At 56.1% G+C, this 12,699-nt stretch carries 15 protein-coding genes; 8 read left to right on the top strand and 7 right to left on the bottom strand.

Going from position 1 to position 12,699, the window contains the following annotated elements:
* Positions 1 to 380 precede the first annotated feature (380 nt).
* The 5 genes from IEY52_RS06355 to IEY52_RS06335 all read left to right on the top strand — a co-directional run bounded on the left by IEY52_RS06355 (position 381) and on the right by IEY52_RS06335 (position 4,490).
* Positions 381 to 1,613: an ROK family protein gene (locus IEY52_RS06355; protein WP_189001502.1), complete on the top strand. Its 1,233-nt coding sequence runs from the start codon at positions 381 to 383 to the stop codon at positions 1,611 to 1,613.
* A 40-nt stretch (positions 1,614 to 1,653) separates the two neighbouring features.
* Entirely contained in the window at positions 1,654 to 2,013 is a 360-nt protein-coding gene (locus IEY52_RS06350; RefSeq protein ID WP_189001500.1) for a hypothetical protein, read from the top strand.
* Between the two features lie 155 nt (positions 2,014 to 2,168).
* Positions 2,169 to 3,407: a beta-ketoacyl-ACP synthase II gene (fabF, locus tag IEY52_RS06345; RefSeq protein ID WP_189001498.1), complete on the top strand. Its 1,239-nt coding sequence runs from the start codon at positions 2,169 to 2,171 to the stop codon at positions 3,405 to 3,407.
* A gap of 2 nt (positions 3,408 to 3,409) precedes the next feature.
* Complete coding sequence (locus IEY52_RS06340; protein WP_229684656.1) at positions 3,410 to 3,907, top strand: PaaI family thioesterase; 498 nt, start codon at positions 3,410 to 3,412, stop codon at positions 3,905 to 3,907.
* Between the two features lies 1 nt (position 3,908).
* Positions 3,909 to 4,490, top strand: a complete 582-nt coding sequence (locus IEY52_RS06335; protein ID WP_189001494.1) for a TetR/AcrR family transcriptional regulator — start codon at positions 3,909 to 3,911, stop codon at positions 4,488 to 4,490.
* Here IEY52_RS06335 and IEY52_RS06330 read toward each other — a convergent pair.
* The 3 genes from IEY52_RS06330 to IEY52_RS06320 form a co-directional block, all read right to left on the bottom strand.
* A complete protein-coding gene (locus IEY52_RS06330) occupies positions 4,465 to 5,169 on the bottom strand; it encodes an SDR family NAD(P)-dependent oxidoreductase (protein ID WP_189001492.1) in 705 nt (234 codons plus the stop codon). The two genes, IEY52_RS06335 and IEY52_RS06330, sit on opposite strands and share 26 nt — an antisense overlap.
* The gene (locus tag IEY52_RS06325; protein WP_189001489.1) at positions 5,166 to 5,900 is read right to left on the bottom strand and encodes an MBL fold metallo-hydrolase; all 735 of its coding nucleotides are present in this window, start codon (positions 5,898 to 5,900) and stop codon (positions 5,166 to 5,168) included. Before IEY52_RS06325 ends, IEY52_RS06330 begins: the two co-directional genes overlap by 4 nt.
* 230 nt (positions 5,901 to 6,130) lie before the next feature.
* A complete protein-coding gene (locus IEY52_RS06320) occupies positions 6,131 to 6,406 on the bottom strand; it encodes a hypothetical protein (protein WP_189001487.1) in 276 nt (91 codons plus the stop codon).
* Between the two features lie 521 nt (positions 6,407 to 6,927).
* Between IEY52_RS06320 and IEY52_RS06315 the strand changes: the two genes are divergently transcribed.
* Complete coding sequence (locus tag IEY52_RS06315) at positions 6,928 to 7,359, top strand: hypothetical protein (protein ID WP_189001485.1); 432 nt, start codon at positions 6,928 to 6,930, stop codon at positions 7,357 to 7,359.
* Positions 7,360 to 7,561: 202 nt separating this feature from the next.
* On the top strand, positions 7,562 to 7,996 hold the full coding sequence (locus IEY52_RS06310; protein WP_189001483.1) for a GNAT family N-acetyltransferase: 435 nt from the start codon (positions 7,562 to 7,564) through the stop codon (positions 7,994 to 7,996).
* A 56-nt stretch (positions 7,997 to 8,052) separates the two neighbouring features.
* Here IEY52_RS06310 and IEY52_RS06305 read toward each other — a convergent pair whose 3' ends face one another.
* Complete coding sequence (locus tag IEY52_RS06305) at positions 8,053 to 9,717, bottom strand: FAD-binding dehydrogenase (protein WP_189001480.1); 1,665 nt, start codon at positions 9,715 to 9,717, stop codon at positions 8,053 to 8,055.
* 451 nt (positions 9,718 to 10,168) lie between these two features.
* Here IEY52_RS06305 and IEY52_RS06300 point away from each other — a divergent pair, with 451 nt between their 5' ends.
* The gene (locus tag IEY52_RS06300) at positions 10,169 to 10,324 is read left to right on the top strand and encodes a hypothetical protein (RefSeq protein WP_189001478.1); all 156 of its coding nucleotides are present in this window, start codon (positions 10,169 to 10,171) and stop codon (positions 10,322 to 10,324) included.
* A gap of 221 nt (positions 10,325 to 10,545) precedes the next feature.
* Here IEY52_RS06300 and IEY52_RS06295 read toward each other — a convergent pair whose 3' ends face one another.
* The 3 genes from IEY52_RS06295 to IEY52_RS06285 form a co-directional block, all read right to left on the bottom strand.
* A complete protein-coding gene (locus tag IEY52_RS06295; RefSeq protein WP_189001476.1) occupies positions 10,546 to 10,749 on the bottom strand; it encodes a hypothetical protein in 204 nt (67 codons plus the stop codon).
* Between the two features lie 325 nt (positions 10,750 to 11,074).
* Entirely contained in the window at positions 11,075 to 11,359 is a 285-nt protein-coding gene (locus IEY52_RS06290; RefSeq protein ID WP_189001474.1) for a helix-turn-helix transcriptional regulator, read from the bottom strand.
* A gap of 325 nt (positions 11,360 to 11,684) precedes the next feature.
* Positions 11,685 to 12,680, bottom strand: a complete 996-nt coding sequence (locus IEY52_RS06285) for a MerR family transcriptional regulator (protein WP_189001471.1) — start codon at positions 12,678 to 12,680, stop codon at positions 11,685 to 11,687.
* Between the last annotated feature and the right edge of the window lie 19 nt (positions 12,681 to 12,699).

Below are 12,699 nucleotides of genomic sequence, written 5' to 3'. Positions count from 1 at the left end.
ACGTTCATGTTTTTTATGGCCTGTTCGCAGACCTCCAGTTTTGCCCAGCACAGCCTGGCTTTCGCTGGAAATACCTTTGTTGAGCACTTTGAGCACAGATTTTTGATCCTGCCTGAAGGCCAGCCAACCCAGCCACAAGCAAATTGATCTCAGAGAAGCCTCCAGGAGGCCAGAGGAACATCTCCAGAAAACTTGATGGCTTGACAGGCATTCCTGCATCCGATATTCTGAACGTTAAGAATCTGAACGTTCATGATCCCCATAGCAACCGCCCTCGGATCTTTCAGGGCGATACTTTTCTTGCTTTGCCGTTTCCTGAAGGTTCAGAGTGATGTTGGCCACTCCCTGAAAACCCCTGGTTCCTGTGCTGCGGAGACACCATGCTGAAAACATTCCACCAGTCCAACCTGAGCCTGCTGAAGGAAGAAAGCGAAATCCTCTCCCCCCTGCTGTGGCATGGTGCCCTCACCCGCCAGCAATTGGCTTTTGTCACACAGCAGTCCCGCACCAAGGTGGGACAGTTGCTGGATGGCCTGCTGGTTTCGGGATGGGTGGAGGAGGTCGGACAGCGGGATTCGGTGGGGGGCCGCAAAGCCTCCCTGTATGGCCTGAATCCCCACCTCGGGTATTATCTGGGCGTTGACATTTCCGGGCGTGAAGTGAGCGTGGTGCTCTCAGATGCCGCCCTGAATGTGCTGCAGGTGCACCGTGAAAGCATGGATTTGCGGGCCGGTGCTGGACAGGTGATGGCCCGCATCAAAGCCCTGATCTGCCAGATGCTCTCCCAGCAGCACATTTCAGCTGAACAGCTGCTCAGCATGGCCATCGGGGTGCCCAGTCCCATCGAAAAGAACACCGGCCTGATGGTCAGTTCCCTAATCATGCCGCAGTGGGACGGGTTTTCCATTCAGGATTACTGCTCAAGGCACTTCAGGGTTCCGGTTTTTGTGGACAACGACACCAACCTGATGGCCCTGGGCGAACTCTGGAACGCCCGCAGGCACGGGGAAGGCTCACAATTTGAATCGTTCATGGTGCTGAAACTCTCCTCCAGCATCGGAGCGGGCATGGTGATCAACGGTCAGATTTACCGGGGGGCTTTTGGTGGAGCGGGAGAAATCGCCCACATGCCCCTTGATCCTGAAGGACCGCTGTGCAATTGCGGTCAGCGGGGCTGTCTGGAACGCATGGCAGGCGAACAGGCCATCTTGCGTCAGGCCACTGAAGCAGGGCTTGCTGGACGCAGCAGCCATTTTCAGGCCCCCTTGCAACAAGGACAGGCCCTGACCCTGGCAGATGTCGCCCGTGCTGCTGGAGAAGGCGATGCAGAGGCCAACGCGATCATCCAGGCGGCAGGACTGAAAATCGGGCAGGTGCTGGCCGGACTGACCAACGTGCTGTGCCCCTCACACATCCTGATTGGCGGAGAACTGGCCCACATTGGCCCCCTGATGCTGGCCGGAATCCGCCAGAGTGTGTACGGACGCGCCATGCCCCTGGCTGCCCGCAAGCTCACCGTGGATTTCACCCGTCTGGGCAACACTTCTGGCCTGATGGGCAGCCTTGCACACGCCATGCTGTGCTGTTTCGATCTGGAGGCTGCCAGAAGCTGAAGCCCCTGAAAAGCCCTGTCCTGCATGGTAAGATCAGCAAATGCTCAGAACCTCCCGATTTTTTCTGACCCTCTGCTTTTTGCTGCCGGGCACAACGGCACTGGCCCAGGAAGCTGCAGACAAGGCCGCCCACAAATGCATCACCAGTCTGGCAGTGCAGCAGGAAATCTACGCCATGTCCAACAAGATGAAGTACCTGATGTCTGCCAAGGGGGTGGGCAGCAAAACCGACTCCCCCCTCAAAGGCAAATTCTCGGCCAAATGTGATGCCAATGTGGTCTGGGAAATCAAAAAAGACAAAAATGGCAAATTCCAGATCATTGCCTACCACAACAAGGGGAAGCTGCTGTACACCTACTTTCAGGCCACGGCAAAAGTCAGTTCTGCAAAGTGGAAATGAATTTTTGAAATCTGTTTGAGACCTGTTCACAAAAGCCGCCTGCAACCTTGTGGGTGGTTTTTCATTTTCTTTCATCATATGATGGCTGTCATATACGGGCCGTCATGCAAGTGACGGTACAAGCACAAGGACAAGCACAAGGACAAGGAGAAGTCATGCAACACCAGAAAACCCGCGTGGTGGTTACGGGCATGGGCACCATCAGCCCGATTGGCAACTCAGCACAGGAATTTCATGAAGCCCAGTTGCGGGGCCAGTCCGGCGTGCGCAAAATTCAGCGTTTTGATCCCGACGGCCTGCCCGTGCAAATCGCCGGAGAGGTGGACCTCGATCCCCAGCAGTACATGGACCTGCGCGACATCAAACGCACCGACCGTTTTGTGCATCTGGGCGTGGCTGCTGCCGAACTGGCTTTGCAGGACGCCAGTCTGGATCCTGCCACCACAGACCGCACCCGTTTTGGCTCCCTGATCGGATCGGCCATCGGGGGCATGGACACCTGGGAGGCCCAGTCCAGAAATGCTTTCGAGAAAGGGTACAGCCGGGTCAGTCCTTTCTTCATTCCCATGCTGATGGCCAACGCAGCTTCCTCCCATGTGGCCATCCGTTACGGTCTGCAAGGGGTGGCGTCCAGCGTGTCCACGGCCTGCACCACCGGAGCAGACGCTCTGGGCAGCGCTTACCGGGCGATCGGATTCGGTGAAGCAGATGTGATGCTTGCTGGAGGCACCGAGGCCATCATCACCCCACTGGTGATCAGCGGTTTTGCCAACATGAAAGCCCTGAGCCGCCGCAACGACGACCCCGAAAAAGCCAGCCGTCCTTTCTCTGCCCAGCGGGATGGTTTTGTGCTGGGAGAAGGGGCCGGGGTGCTGGTGCTGGAATCGCTGGAACATGCCAAAGCCAGAGGGGCCAGAATTTACGCTGAAATCGTGGGTTTTGGTCGCAGCGCAGATGCCCACCACATCACCGAACCCCACCCGGAAGGCGCAGGCGCACTGCTGGCCGTGAAAGCCGCCCTGAAAGAATCTGGCCTGCAACCTGAAGACATCCAGTACATCAACGCCCACGCCACCAGCACCCCGGTGGGAGACCGTGCAGAGGCCGCTGCCCTGCGGGCCGCTCTGGGAGAGGCCATCGAGAACATCTGGGTCTCCAGCACCAAGAGCATGACCGGACACCTGCTGGGCGCAGCCGGGGCCATTGAAGCCATTGCCAGCATTCAGGCAATCTTTTCGGGCATTGTGCCTCCCAGCATCAACGCTGAAGATGCCGACATCCCCCTCAGAATTGCCCGCGAACCCGTGCACACCTCCGTCAAAGCCGCCCTCAGCAACTCCTTTGCGTTCGGTGGATTGAACGCCTCCCTGATTTTTCAGAAATTCGAGGAATGACCATGCGAGAACGCACTTTCAACTGGCAGGATCCTGCTGCACTGGCACAATCTGTGCAGCAGGTCAGCGGTCTGGAATTCTTGCGGGGCATCAGTGAAGGCAGATTTGCCGCCCCTCCGGTGATGCAGATGCTGGGTGCAGACCGCCCCAGCGTCGAGGACATCCAGGAAGGTCAGGTGACTTTCCCTTTCAGGCCCCAGGAGTTTCACTTCAACCCCATCGGCTCGGTGCATGGCGGGGTGTACGCCACCATGCTGGACACCGTGATGGCCTGCGCCGTGCACACCCTGCTGCCTGCAGGCACCGGGTACACCACCCTGGACATCAACATCAAATACCTCAGGCCGCTCAGCCTGGGCGGAGAGGGCATCAGGGCGGTGGGCAAGGTCATCTCGATCAGCAAAAGCACAGCCCTGGCAGAAGGGCAGATCGTGGATGCAGACGGTCAGATTTATGCCCATGGAACCAGCACCTGCATGATTTTCAGACCCAGGGGTTGACATGCGTTACCATGCAGGGCACAGCGAAGCCACCCGGAAACGTCTGGTGCAACATGCTGCCAGACGCTTCCGGGCTGCAGGTCTGAACACCGGAATTGGCCGCCTGATGCAGGAACTCGGCCTCACCCATGGGGGGTTCTATGCCCATTTTCCGGGCAAGAACAGCCTGATTCAGGCGGCCTTGCAGCAGGCCGCAGAAGAGATAATGGAGCGGCTTTTTCATGCAGCCACCACAGACCCCACAGGTGCATTCGAAAAGATGGTGCTGGCCTACCTGGATGAGAAACACTGCCAGAACCCTGAAACCGGATGTTTGCTTCCCGCCCTCGCCACTGAAATTGCCAGACAGGACCCGGAGGTGCAGGAGCACTTCACTGTGCTCCTGCAGCAGATGCTGGGCCTTCTGCAAGGGGTATTGCACCACCTTCCAGCAGAACAGCGTGGACAGCACGCACTGGTGGTGCTGTCCACGCTGGCAGGCAGTGTGATGCTGGCCCGTGCCGTCAGCGATCCGCAGCTCAAAACGGCGTTTCTGGACGCAGCCCGGTCTTCTTTGCTCAGGCCCTTCCGTACACCGGAATGAGCGCCCCATGCACAGCCCTGGCAGCATCAGAAGCCAGGAAAACCATCACGCTTGCCAGGTCTTCTGGAGACACCCATTTGCTGTGGTCTGCATCTGGCATGGCTTCCCGGTTGGCCGGGGTGTCGATGGTGCTGGGGATCACGGCATTCACATTGATGTTGTGGTCCCGCAGTTCCAGAGACAGGGATTCGGTCAGCCTGAGCACTGCTGCCTTGGAAGCTGCGTAGGCAGAGGCCCCTTTGCCTGCAGCAAAACCCGCTTTTGCCCCCACCGTGATGATCTTGCCTCCGCCTGCCTCCAGCAAATGGGGCACCACGGCCCGTGCAGCCAGAAACACCGTGCGGGCATTGAGGTTCAGCATCTGGTCCCAGTCCTGGTCTGTCATCTGGTGGACCGGGGTTCCTGCTTTGAAGCCACCCACCAGGGTGATCAGCACATCCAGCCTGCCCCAGTGGGCTTTGACGGCTTCCACCCAGGTGGCAATGGATTCAGGCTGGGTGACATCCACGGCAAAGGGAAACACCTGTTCTGCAGAATGACCTTCCTGCGCCATAAACTGCTGGGCTTTTTCCAGGCTGCGGTCTGTGAAGGCCACCCGGTCCCCCTGGTTCACAAAAGCCCTCACCACACTGGGTCCCAGGCCTCCGGTGGCTCCAGTGATCAGCACCACCCGGCTCATGCCGTCACCTTGACGGCAGCGGTTTCTTTGCGGATGTCTTCCTGCAGGGTTTTCAGCTCTACATGGGCTTTTTCCAGAATGGGCCTGCCGTGGCCCACAATCAGTTTTTCCACATCCAGGTCCAGCACCCGCTGCGCAGACAGGGCGGCCTGCCGCATGTCCACGGTGAGGGCACGCAGGGGCAGTTTGCTGCGCCCGGAGCCCCGCATCAGCACATCCCCACCAATCAAAGTGCGCGAGGAGGGCACCCAGAAGCCCACCTGTCCCGGAGCATGTCCGGGCAGATCAATGACGGTCAGGCCCGGCAGGATGTCCTGCAGCACATCCCCTTCTTTGATGGGCAACACCTCCTGAACGGTGGGCGGCAGTTTCATGCTGGTGAGGGCCAGCTGCAAAAGCTGCTGCGGCAGAGGAAGGCTGGCCCGTGGAGGCAATTCTGGACGCTGCTGTCCAGTCAGCACCGGAATTTCCAGTGAATGGGCATACACCGGAACAGGCTTTTTGTTCACCAGTTCAGCCAGTGCGCCGTAATGGTCCGGGTGGGCATGGGTGATCAGCACACTGTGCAGGCCATCCAGAGAGAACCCGGCCCGCTGCAGGGCCTTCTCGATGTTCTTCAGGCTTCCAAAGGTGGCCAGGTCCACCAGGGTGAATTTTTCCCGTTCTCCCAGCACCGTCACATTCACATAGCCCAGTGAAATCACAAAAACACGTTCAGCCACTTTTTGCATGCTTCACCTCTTGCTTTTATTGAGCAGGACTGGCAAAGACCTCAATGCAGTCTGGATCACAAAGCTGGGCTGCAAACCCCGGCAACCTGCCAGCAACCTGATGCTGGATAGCCTGAAGCCATGAATGTTCTGGACCTTCTTTTCATCCTGATGGTTTTTGGGGGCTGTACAGTGCTGGCCTTGCCCCTTCCTGCAGAACGTGCCCTTCAACAAAAAGCTGCTGCAATGGATCAGCTGTCGTCCTGATCTTCAGACAGATCGTCCTGTGAAATGTTCTGGGCTGCAGCCAGTTTGTAAGCGCAGGCCAGGGCCTCGGTTTGCTGGGGGAAAGCGTCAATCAGCACTTTTTCTCCAGTGTGGGTGATGCCATAAACGCACCACTCTGCGTCTTCATAGACCACCTGCACATCCCGGTACCCCGTTCTGGGCACCCGGAAACGCCAGATGATTCCTGCCAGCAGAATCACACCAACAAAATAAAGCAGGGCTGTCAACTCGGGGGCCATCAGGGTTCCTCGGGATTCATGAAGGGCTGTGCTGGGTTCAGGAGCATGCAATCGATTCGCTTGAAGGCCAGCAAAGCAGGCAAAAAGATCTGGCGCAACCCGGATCTGCACAGAAGTGGATTCCAGCGGATACAGCCTGAGGCAGAGCATCCTGGCCTGACTGTTGCTCCCATCCTACCTTTTTCCAGCTCCTGGTTGGATGTGTAGAACACAACTTCAGGAAGCTTCCTGATCAAAAGTTTGCAACTTCCCCCATCGAAGCCGTGGGGTTTTCCCATCAAGACCATGGGGGTTTGTTTCAAAACATGAATTTCTTTTCTTTTGCATGGGATTTTCAACATTTCTGTCATTTCTGCTTTTGCCCGGATTGCCTCTTGTTTTCTTCATCAGATCTTCAGTTTGAAAAAGCCGAATCACCAGAAAAGCTGTTTTTCTCGCACTGAACAGGGTTCATTTTGTCTTTATGAAATTCACCCTTCACTTACCTGAAGCTGTGCTGAAGAAATTATACTGGATAAAACATGAAAAGCGCTCCTCTTTCCAGCCCTTTCCACAACGACCCCGAATACCCGCTTTACCTGTACGGTTCTGCCCTGGTGCACAGTGCCCGCATTCCTGCCCTTCTGCTGTGGCTGGGACTCAATGCTGTGGTGCTGGTGCGCAACTTCGGAGAACCCGCTTTGCTTGCTGGGTTGCCCATTCTGAAAGGGCTGTGTGTGCTTCTGCTCGTGCTGTCTGCCCTGATGGTCGCCTCGGGGGTGCGCAGACCCATCCTGCACAGGCGCATCGACCAGCAGATGAAAGAGGACATGCTCTACACCAAAAAGAACCTCACCTTAAAAGAGTTTGGCCGCAGCCACCTCTCCCAGTTGCTGGGCAAGGTGGGCACCTTCACTGCCCTGCACCTGCTCATCATCCAGCTTTGCCACGGATACCAGAAGTTTCTGGGTTGAATTGCAACTTTTGAGAAGGACGGAACCTGTGACGGTTCCGTCCTTTTGACATCTCATGGCCCCTGCCATTGACCCTTGACACCCACCGCGTTTCAAGGTCAAATGAAGCATAGAAGAAACAGCACCAGAAGCGAGGTTGAATTTGGTTCGCATTCCGATGAAGGTCCGGTTGCAGTCATCGCCTTCTCCTGTCCATCCCCAGATGCGACACTTCATCCCAGAAGACACCAGGGCCCTGGCTGACCTGATGTTTGCCGCTTACCAGGGCACCACCGATTTTCAACCTGGAAGCACCCTCCGGGACGCCCTGGAACAAATTGAAAAAACCATTGCAGGTGAATACGGGGAATTTTTGCCCCAGGCTTCTTACGTGCTGACCGAGGAAGATGTGCCCATCAGTGCCACCCTGGTCACCTTCTGGAAACCCTTTCGCTCTCCCCTGCTGGCTTTCAGCATGACCCACCCGGAGCACAAAGGCCAGGGGCTGGCGGCCATGCTGCTGAAAGCCTCCATGCACGACCTGTACCACGATGGGTACAACCAGCTCAGCTTGCTGGTCACGGACGGCAACACACCTGCCCAGCGCCTGTACCAGAGGCTGGGCTTCAAGGTTTTTGAACCCGCAGACATCAAATGAGCACCTCAACCTGGTGAACCCCTACGGACGTGTGGGGTTCACCAGATGTTTGCAGTTCAGGAGCCCACTTGCTCTGCTGCAGCCCGACCTGCCACCCTTCCAGAGAAAATGCAACCTCCCAGAAAAGTGCCTTCCAGTGCACGGTAACCATGCATGCCTCCCCCACCGAAGCCTGCCACCTCTCCTGCAGCATACAGGCCAGGGAAAGGCTGGCCGTTCTGCTGTATCACCTGACCCTGCAAATTGGTTTCCAGCCCTCCCAGCGTTTTGCGGGTCAAGATGTTCATGCGCACCGCAATCAGGGGGCCAGCTTTCGGGTCGAGGAGGGCGTGGGGTCTGGCCACCCTGGACAGCCGATCTCCCAGGTAAGCCCGGGTTTGCCGGATGTAGGTGATCTGGGCGTCCTTGCCAAAAGGATTTTGCAATTGCCGGTCCCGGTCCTCGATCACCTGCTGCAGGTGTTGCAGATCCAGCCAGTCGTTGCCCACCAGCTGGTTCATGCCTGCCACAAGTTCAGGCAGGGAGTTGCGCACCACAAAATCAGCTCCCTGCTCCATGAAACGCCGCACCGGTGCAATCACACCAGGAAGGATGCGCCCCAGCGTCTGCTGGATGCTTTTGCTGGTCAAATCCGGGTTCTGCTCAGAACCTGAAAGGGCAAACTCTCTGGCGATGATCTTCTCGGTGAGCACAAACCAGGTGTAGGGAAAGCGGTTGCGGGTGATGTGCTCCAGGGTCCCCAGCGTGTCAAAGCCCGGAAAGAGGGGAACAGGCAGGCGGTTCCCGTGAGGGTCCAGCCACAGGGAAGAAGGTCCAGGCAGCACCCGGATGCCATGCCCCGGCCAGATGGGGCTGTGGTTGCGCAACCCCTCAGTGTAATGCCACATGCGATCCGGGTGAATCAGGCGACCTCCGCTGCTGGCCACCACCTGCTGCATGAGGCCATCCACATGCTGTGGCACCCCTGAAACCATGAAATCGGGTGCAGGCCCCAGGCGTTCAGTGGGCCAGTTGCGGCGCACCAGGTCCTGGTTGCCTCCCAGACCTCCGCTGGTGACGATTACAGCCCCTGCACGGGCCGAGAAGCCTCCTGTGGACACCCGAGAGCTGCTTTCACCACGCTGAACGTTGCTCTCTTCCAGAATTTCCCCTGTTGCTCCCACCACCTGCCCTGCCTGGATGTCCAGATCTGTCACACGGTGTCTGAATTTCAGGACAATGCGGCCCTGTCTGGCGAATTCCTGCACCTGCCTGGCAAAAACCTCCACCACGGCAGGCCCAGTGCCCCAGGTCACATGAAAGCGGGGCACACTGTTGCCCGGTCCACCCGAGAGGGCTCCTCCCCGCTCTGCCCAGCCCACAATGGGGAAAATGCGCAGCCCTTGCTTTTTCAGCCAGCCATGTTTTTCTGTGGCAGCAAATTGCACATAAGCTTGTGCCCAGCGTCTGGGCCAGTGGTCTTCTTCGCGGTCAAAACCTGCAGTGGTCATCCAGTCCCGCAGGGCCAGTTCATGGGAGTCCCGAATGCCCATCCTGCGCTGCTCAGGAGAATTCACAAAGAACAGCCCACCAAAAGACCAGAACGCCTGACCTCCCAGACTGTTCTCCGGTTCCTGATCCAGCACCAGCACTTTTTTGCCCAGTCTGGCCGCTTCTACAGCGGCCACCAGTCCGGCCAGACCTGCGCCCACCACGATGATGTCGGTTTCGAGTGCCGTCATGCTGCTCCTTCGCTGAACGTTCACCTCATCAGCCCTTGCTTCAAATGTCTGTTTTCTGATTCTAGAGCATTTGACAGAAGAACAGAAGGTCGTTTCCTGCTTTCATCTCTGGTTGCGCTTCATCAGGGGTTGCCAGGAAATCCTTGCATTGTGCCTCCTGTTTTCAAGGTTGAATTTCATCAAAACGCCTCTGGAATTCTGGTTTGAAATCAGATTCCAAAAGTCAGCGAGACCATGAAAACAAGCCCAGATCACTTCATGCCGGCTTCTCACATCAACATGATCTCGCCCTGTTTTTATCCATTCCCCGAAAACGATCAGGATGCCGCAATGATTCAGATTCTTTTCAGTGTCCTTTTTCACCGACCATCAGAAACCCCTCGAAACCTTCAGGGCTTTTTCAGGTTGAAGGGGTAACATGCCCTCACCAGCGTGGAGACAAGGAGGTTTTATGTTGTTTGCTTTAGCTCTTGCGATTGGTTTGTTCATTGGATCGGCATTTCTGGGCATCCTGCTGCTGATCGATCATCTTTCCAGAAGAGCAGTTGTTTCATCTGCACCGGCTTCATCTTCAGAAACATCACCCAAAAAATGGGTTCTGGAATAAGCTGGCAAGAAGATGCTGGCAAGCAGTTGATCAGATCACAGAAAGGTGAATTCTGGTTTTTGAATCCATGGAATTTTCAGGATTTTTGAAGGTTTTTGATGGGTTTTGACCAACAGATGCAACCATGGATTTTGGAGCAGAAACCCGAAATGCGCCCTTTCAGAGCGTATTTTTTGCTGTTGCAGTATGTTCCATTGTTTTGCAGTGTTTTGCAGGGACGATCAGATCCCCAGTTGTTCAAGTTGTTTGCGTGGCAAATCCAGGGTGGTTTTTCCCTGCAAGTACAGGGGGAAAGTGGCCTGTCTTCCACAAACATCTTCAAATTTTTGCAAAGGCACTTCTTTTTCAGATTCCTGATGGGTGACAATCAGTCGGTTGGATGTACCGGGGACCCAGCGAACGTTCAAGGGCTGATGCTGTTTCATGTTGACCTCCTGTGGGATTTGGACTGTGAAAGCTTGGGCTGTAAAAGTTTGGATTGTGGAAGTTTGGGTTTCGCATCATCAAGAACTCTGCAGCACAAGACAGGAAGACACAAGACACCCGAGAAGTGTATTCAATCAAGACAGAGATTTCACTCAAGGAAACCCCTGACCCCTGGTAGGTATTTTCCCACAGCAAGCCGGGGACAAATTGCCTCCGGGTCTCCTGCAAAACCCCAGCTTTCATTTCAGCTGGGGTTCAGAGGGATTTAAAACGGCCATCATCTTCAGGCCTGAATAAAGCACTGCCTGTCAAACAGTGCTTTATTCAGGCCTGGTTTTCAGAAAACATTGCCATGCCCTGGTAGGCATCGTAATCGCGCTGGATGTCCAGCAACAGCGTCATGGAAATGCCCCAGCATTGCTGAAGACGGTAAGCGATGGCCGGCGTGATGGGCTGCTCTCCGGCCAGAATTTGCTGCACCAGCTCTTCAGAGCAATCCAGTTGTGCTGCCAGATCCTGATGGTTTCCCTGGCGGCTTTCCACTTCCATCGCAAGGTATTTTCCCGGATGCGGGGGGATTCCGTCTGTGGGATGATGGTTCTCGTTCATGTTCCACCTTCTGACTTTCCAGTACAAAGGGCGATGTGCAAACCCAGAGGCCCAGATGGCACTCCAGGGAAAAAGCATGCCTTAAATCAGAGATGGAGCAAGCACAGTTGAGACGACGACCATGGCACTTTGGAATCAGCAAACCAATGGTTCAAAGCGTGCAGTAAGGTAAGACACCTTCCTGTATTCTACTCCCTGTTCATACAAATTTGATGGATTTTTCACCATTTGATCTCATCAAAGGCTTCCATGAAGAACCTTAATTTGGGTTTTGCAGCTGGAAAGAACACCGCTGGGGCTCAAGAATCCCCTCATAGGCACCCGCTTAAACATCGCCCTGTCCGACAGTCAGCGACTTCCTGGCCACCCCATCGAGAAAAGTGAGAAGGGCCTGAACCCGCCACTCATGCAGCGCCATCACTTGCTGGCTGCGAGAGGGTCCCTTTGCTGGTCGACCATGCAATTCCTCCACCAGTTCCCAGAACCGCAAAGCACGCGCGTCAGTGTGGCGCTCAATTTGCTGGAGTTGACCCTGGGCCAGTTGTTGCAAAACCTCAGGGGCCTCTGTGCCCGCCTGCAACACCAGCACCTGCTGGATCACCTGCTGTCCTGCTGCAGAATCCGGTACAACGCCTTGCTGCAAAGTCTCCCGAATCAGTCCATCTGCTTGCTGGCTGACCTGCATGTAGCGCTCACGGCTGGCCGCATTGGTGAAGCTTCCCCAGAATTCCTGGCCCACCTTCTGAAATCTGGCAATGAAATTCTCATCCAGCATGAGTTCTGCCAGTTCCAGCCAGCTTTCGAATTGCTGGTCCGAAAAGTGTTCAGGAAGCTGCAAAAGTGGGCCTTTCCAGACGTTCTGAATCCAGGCTGGATCGGCAGGAACCCCCTGCAGCATCTGCTCGAGTTGCTGGTTCAGAAAATCCTGCCGTTCACGGGCATTGAGGGCCGCCAGGGTGCGGGCGCCCCGCAGGTAACCCAGGTGATCGTTGCGCTTCAGGGCACCCTGCAAAATGACTTTCCTGCGTTGAAGCTGGTTCATTTCCAGTTCCAGGGTGCGCAATTGCAGGCGCAGGGCCTCTGCAATGGAATCCTCATGTTGCATCACCTGCGCAATGGTCTCCAGACCCACGCCCACCTCCCGAAGGCTGCGGATCGCTTCCAGTCGCGCATGGTCCAGATCGGTGTACCAGCGGTGTCCGGTTTCAGAAACTTCACTGGGAGGCAGCACCCCCAGATCGGAGTAGTAGCGCACGGTTTTGACAGGCACCCCGCTGAGCTGCGCCAGTTCGCCAATTTTGTATTTCTTGCTGCGGGCCATGGGCTGATTTTACCGTGCT

It is taken from the genome of Deinococcus roseus, from assembly GCF_014646895.1.
In the GTDB taxonomy this organism is placed as follows: Bacteria; Deinococcota; Deinococci; order Deinococcales; family Deinococcaceae; genus Deinococcus_C; species Deinococcus_C roseus.
This window is presented reverse-complemented; position numbering and strand designations above follow the sequence as displayed.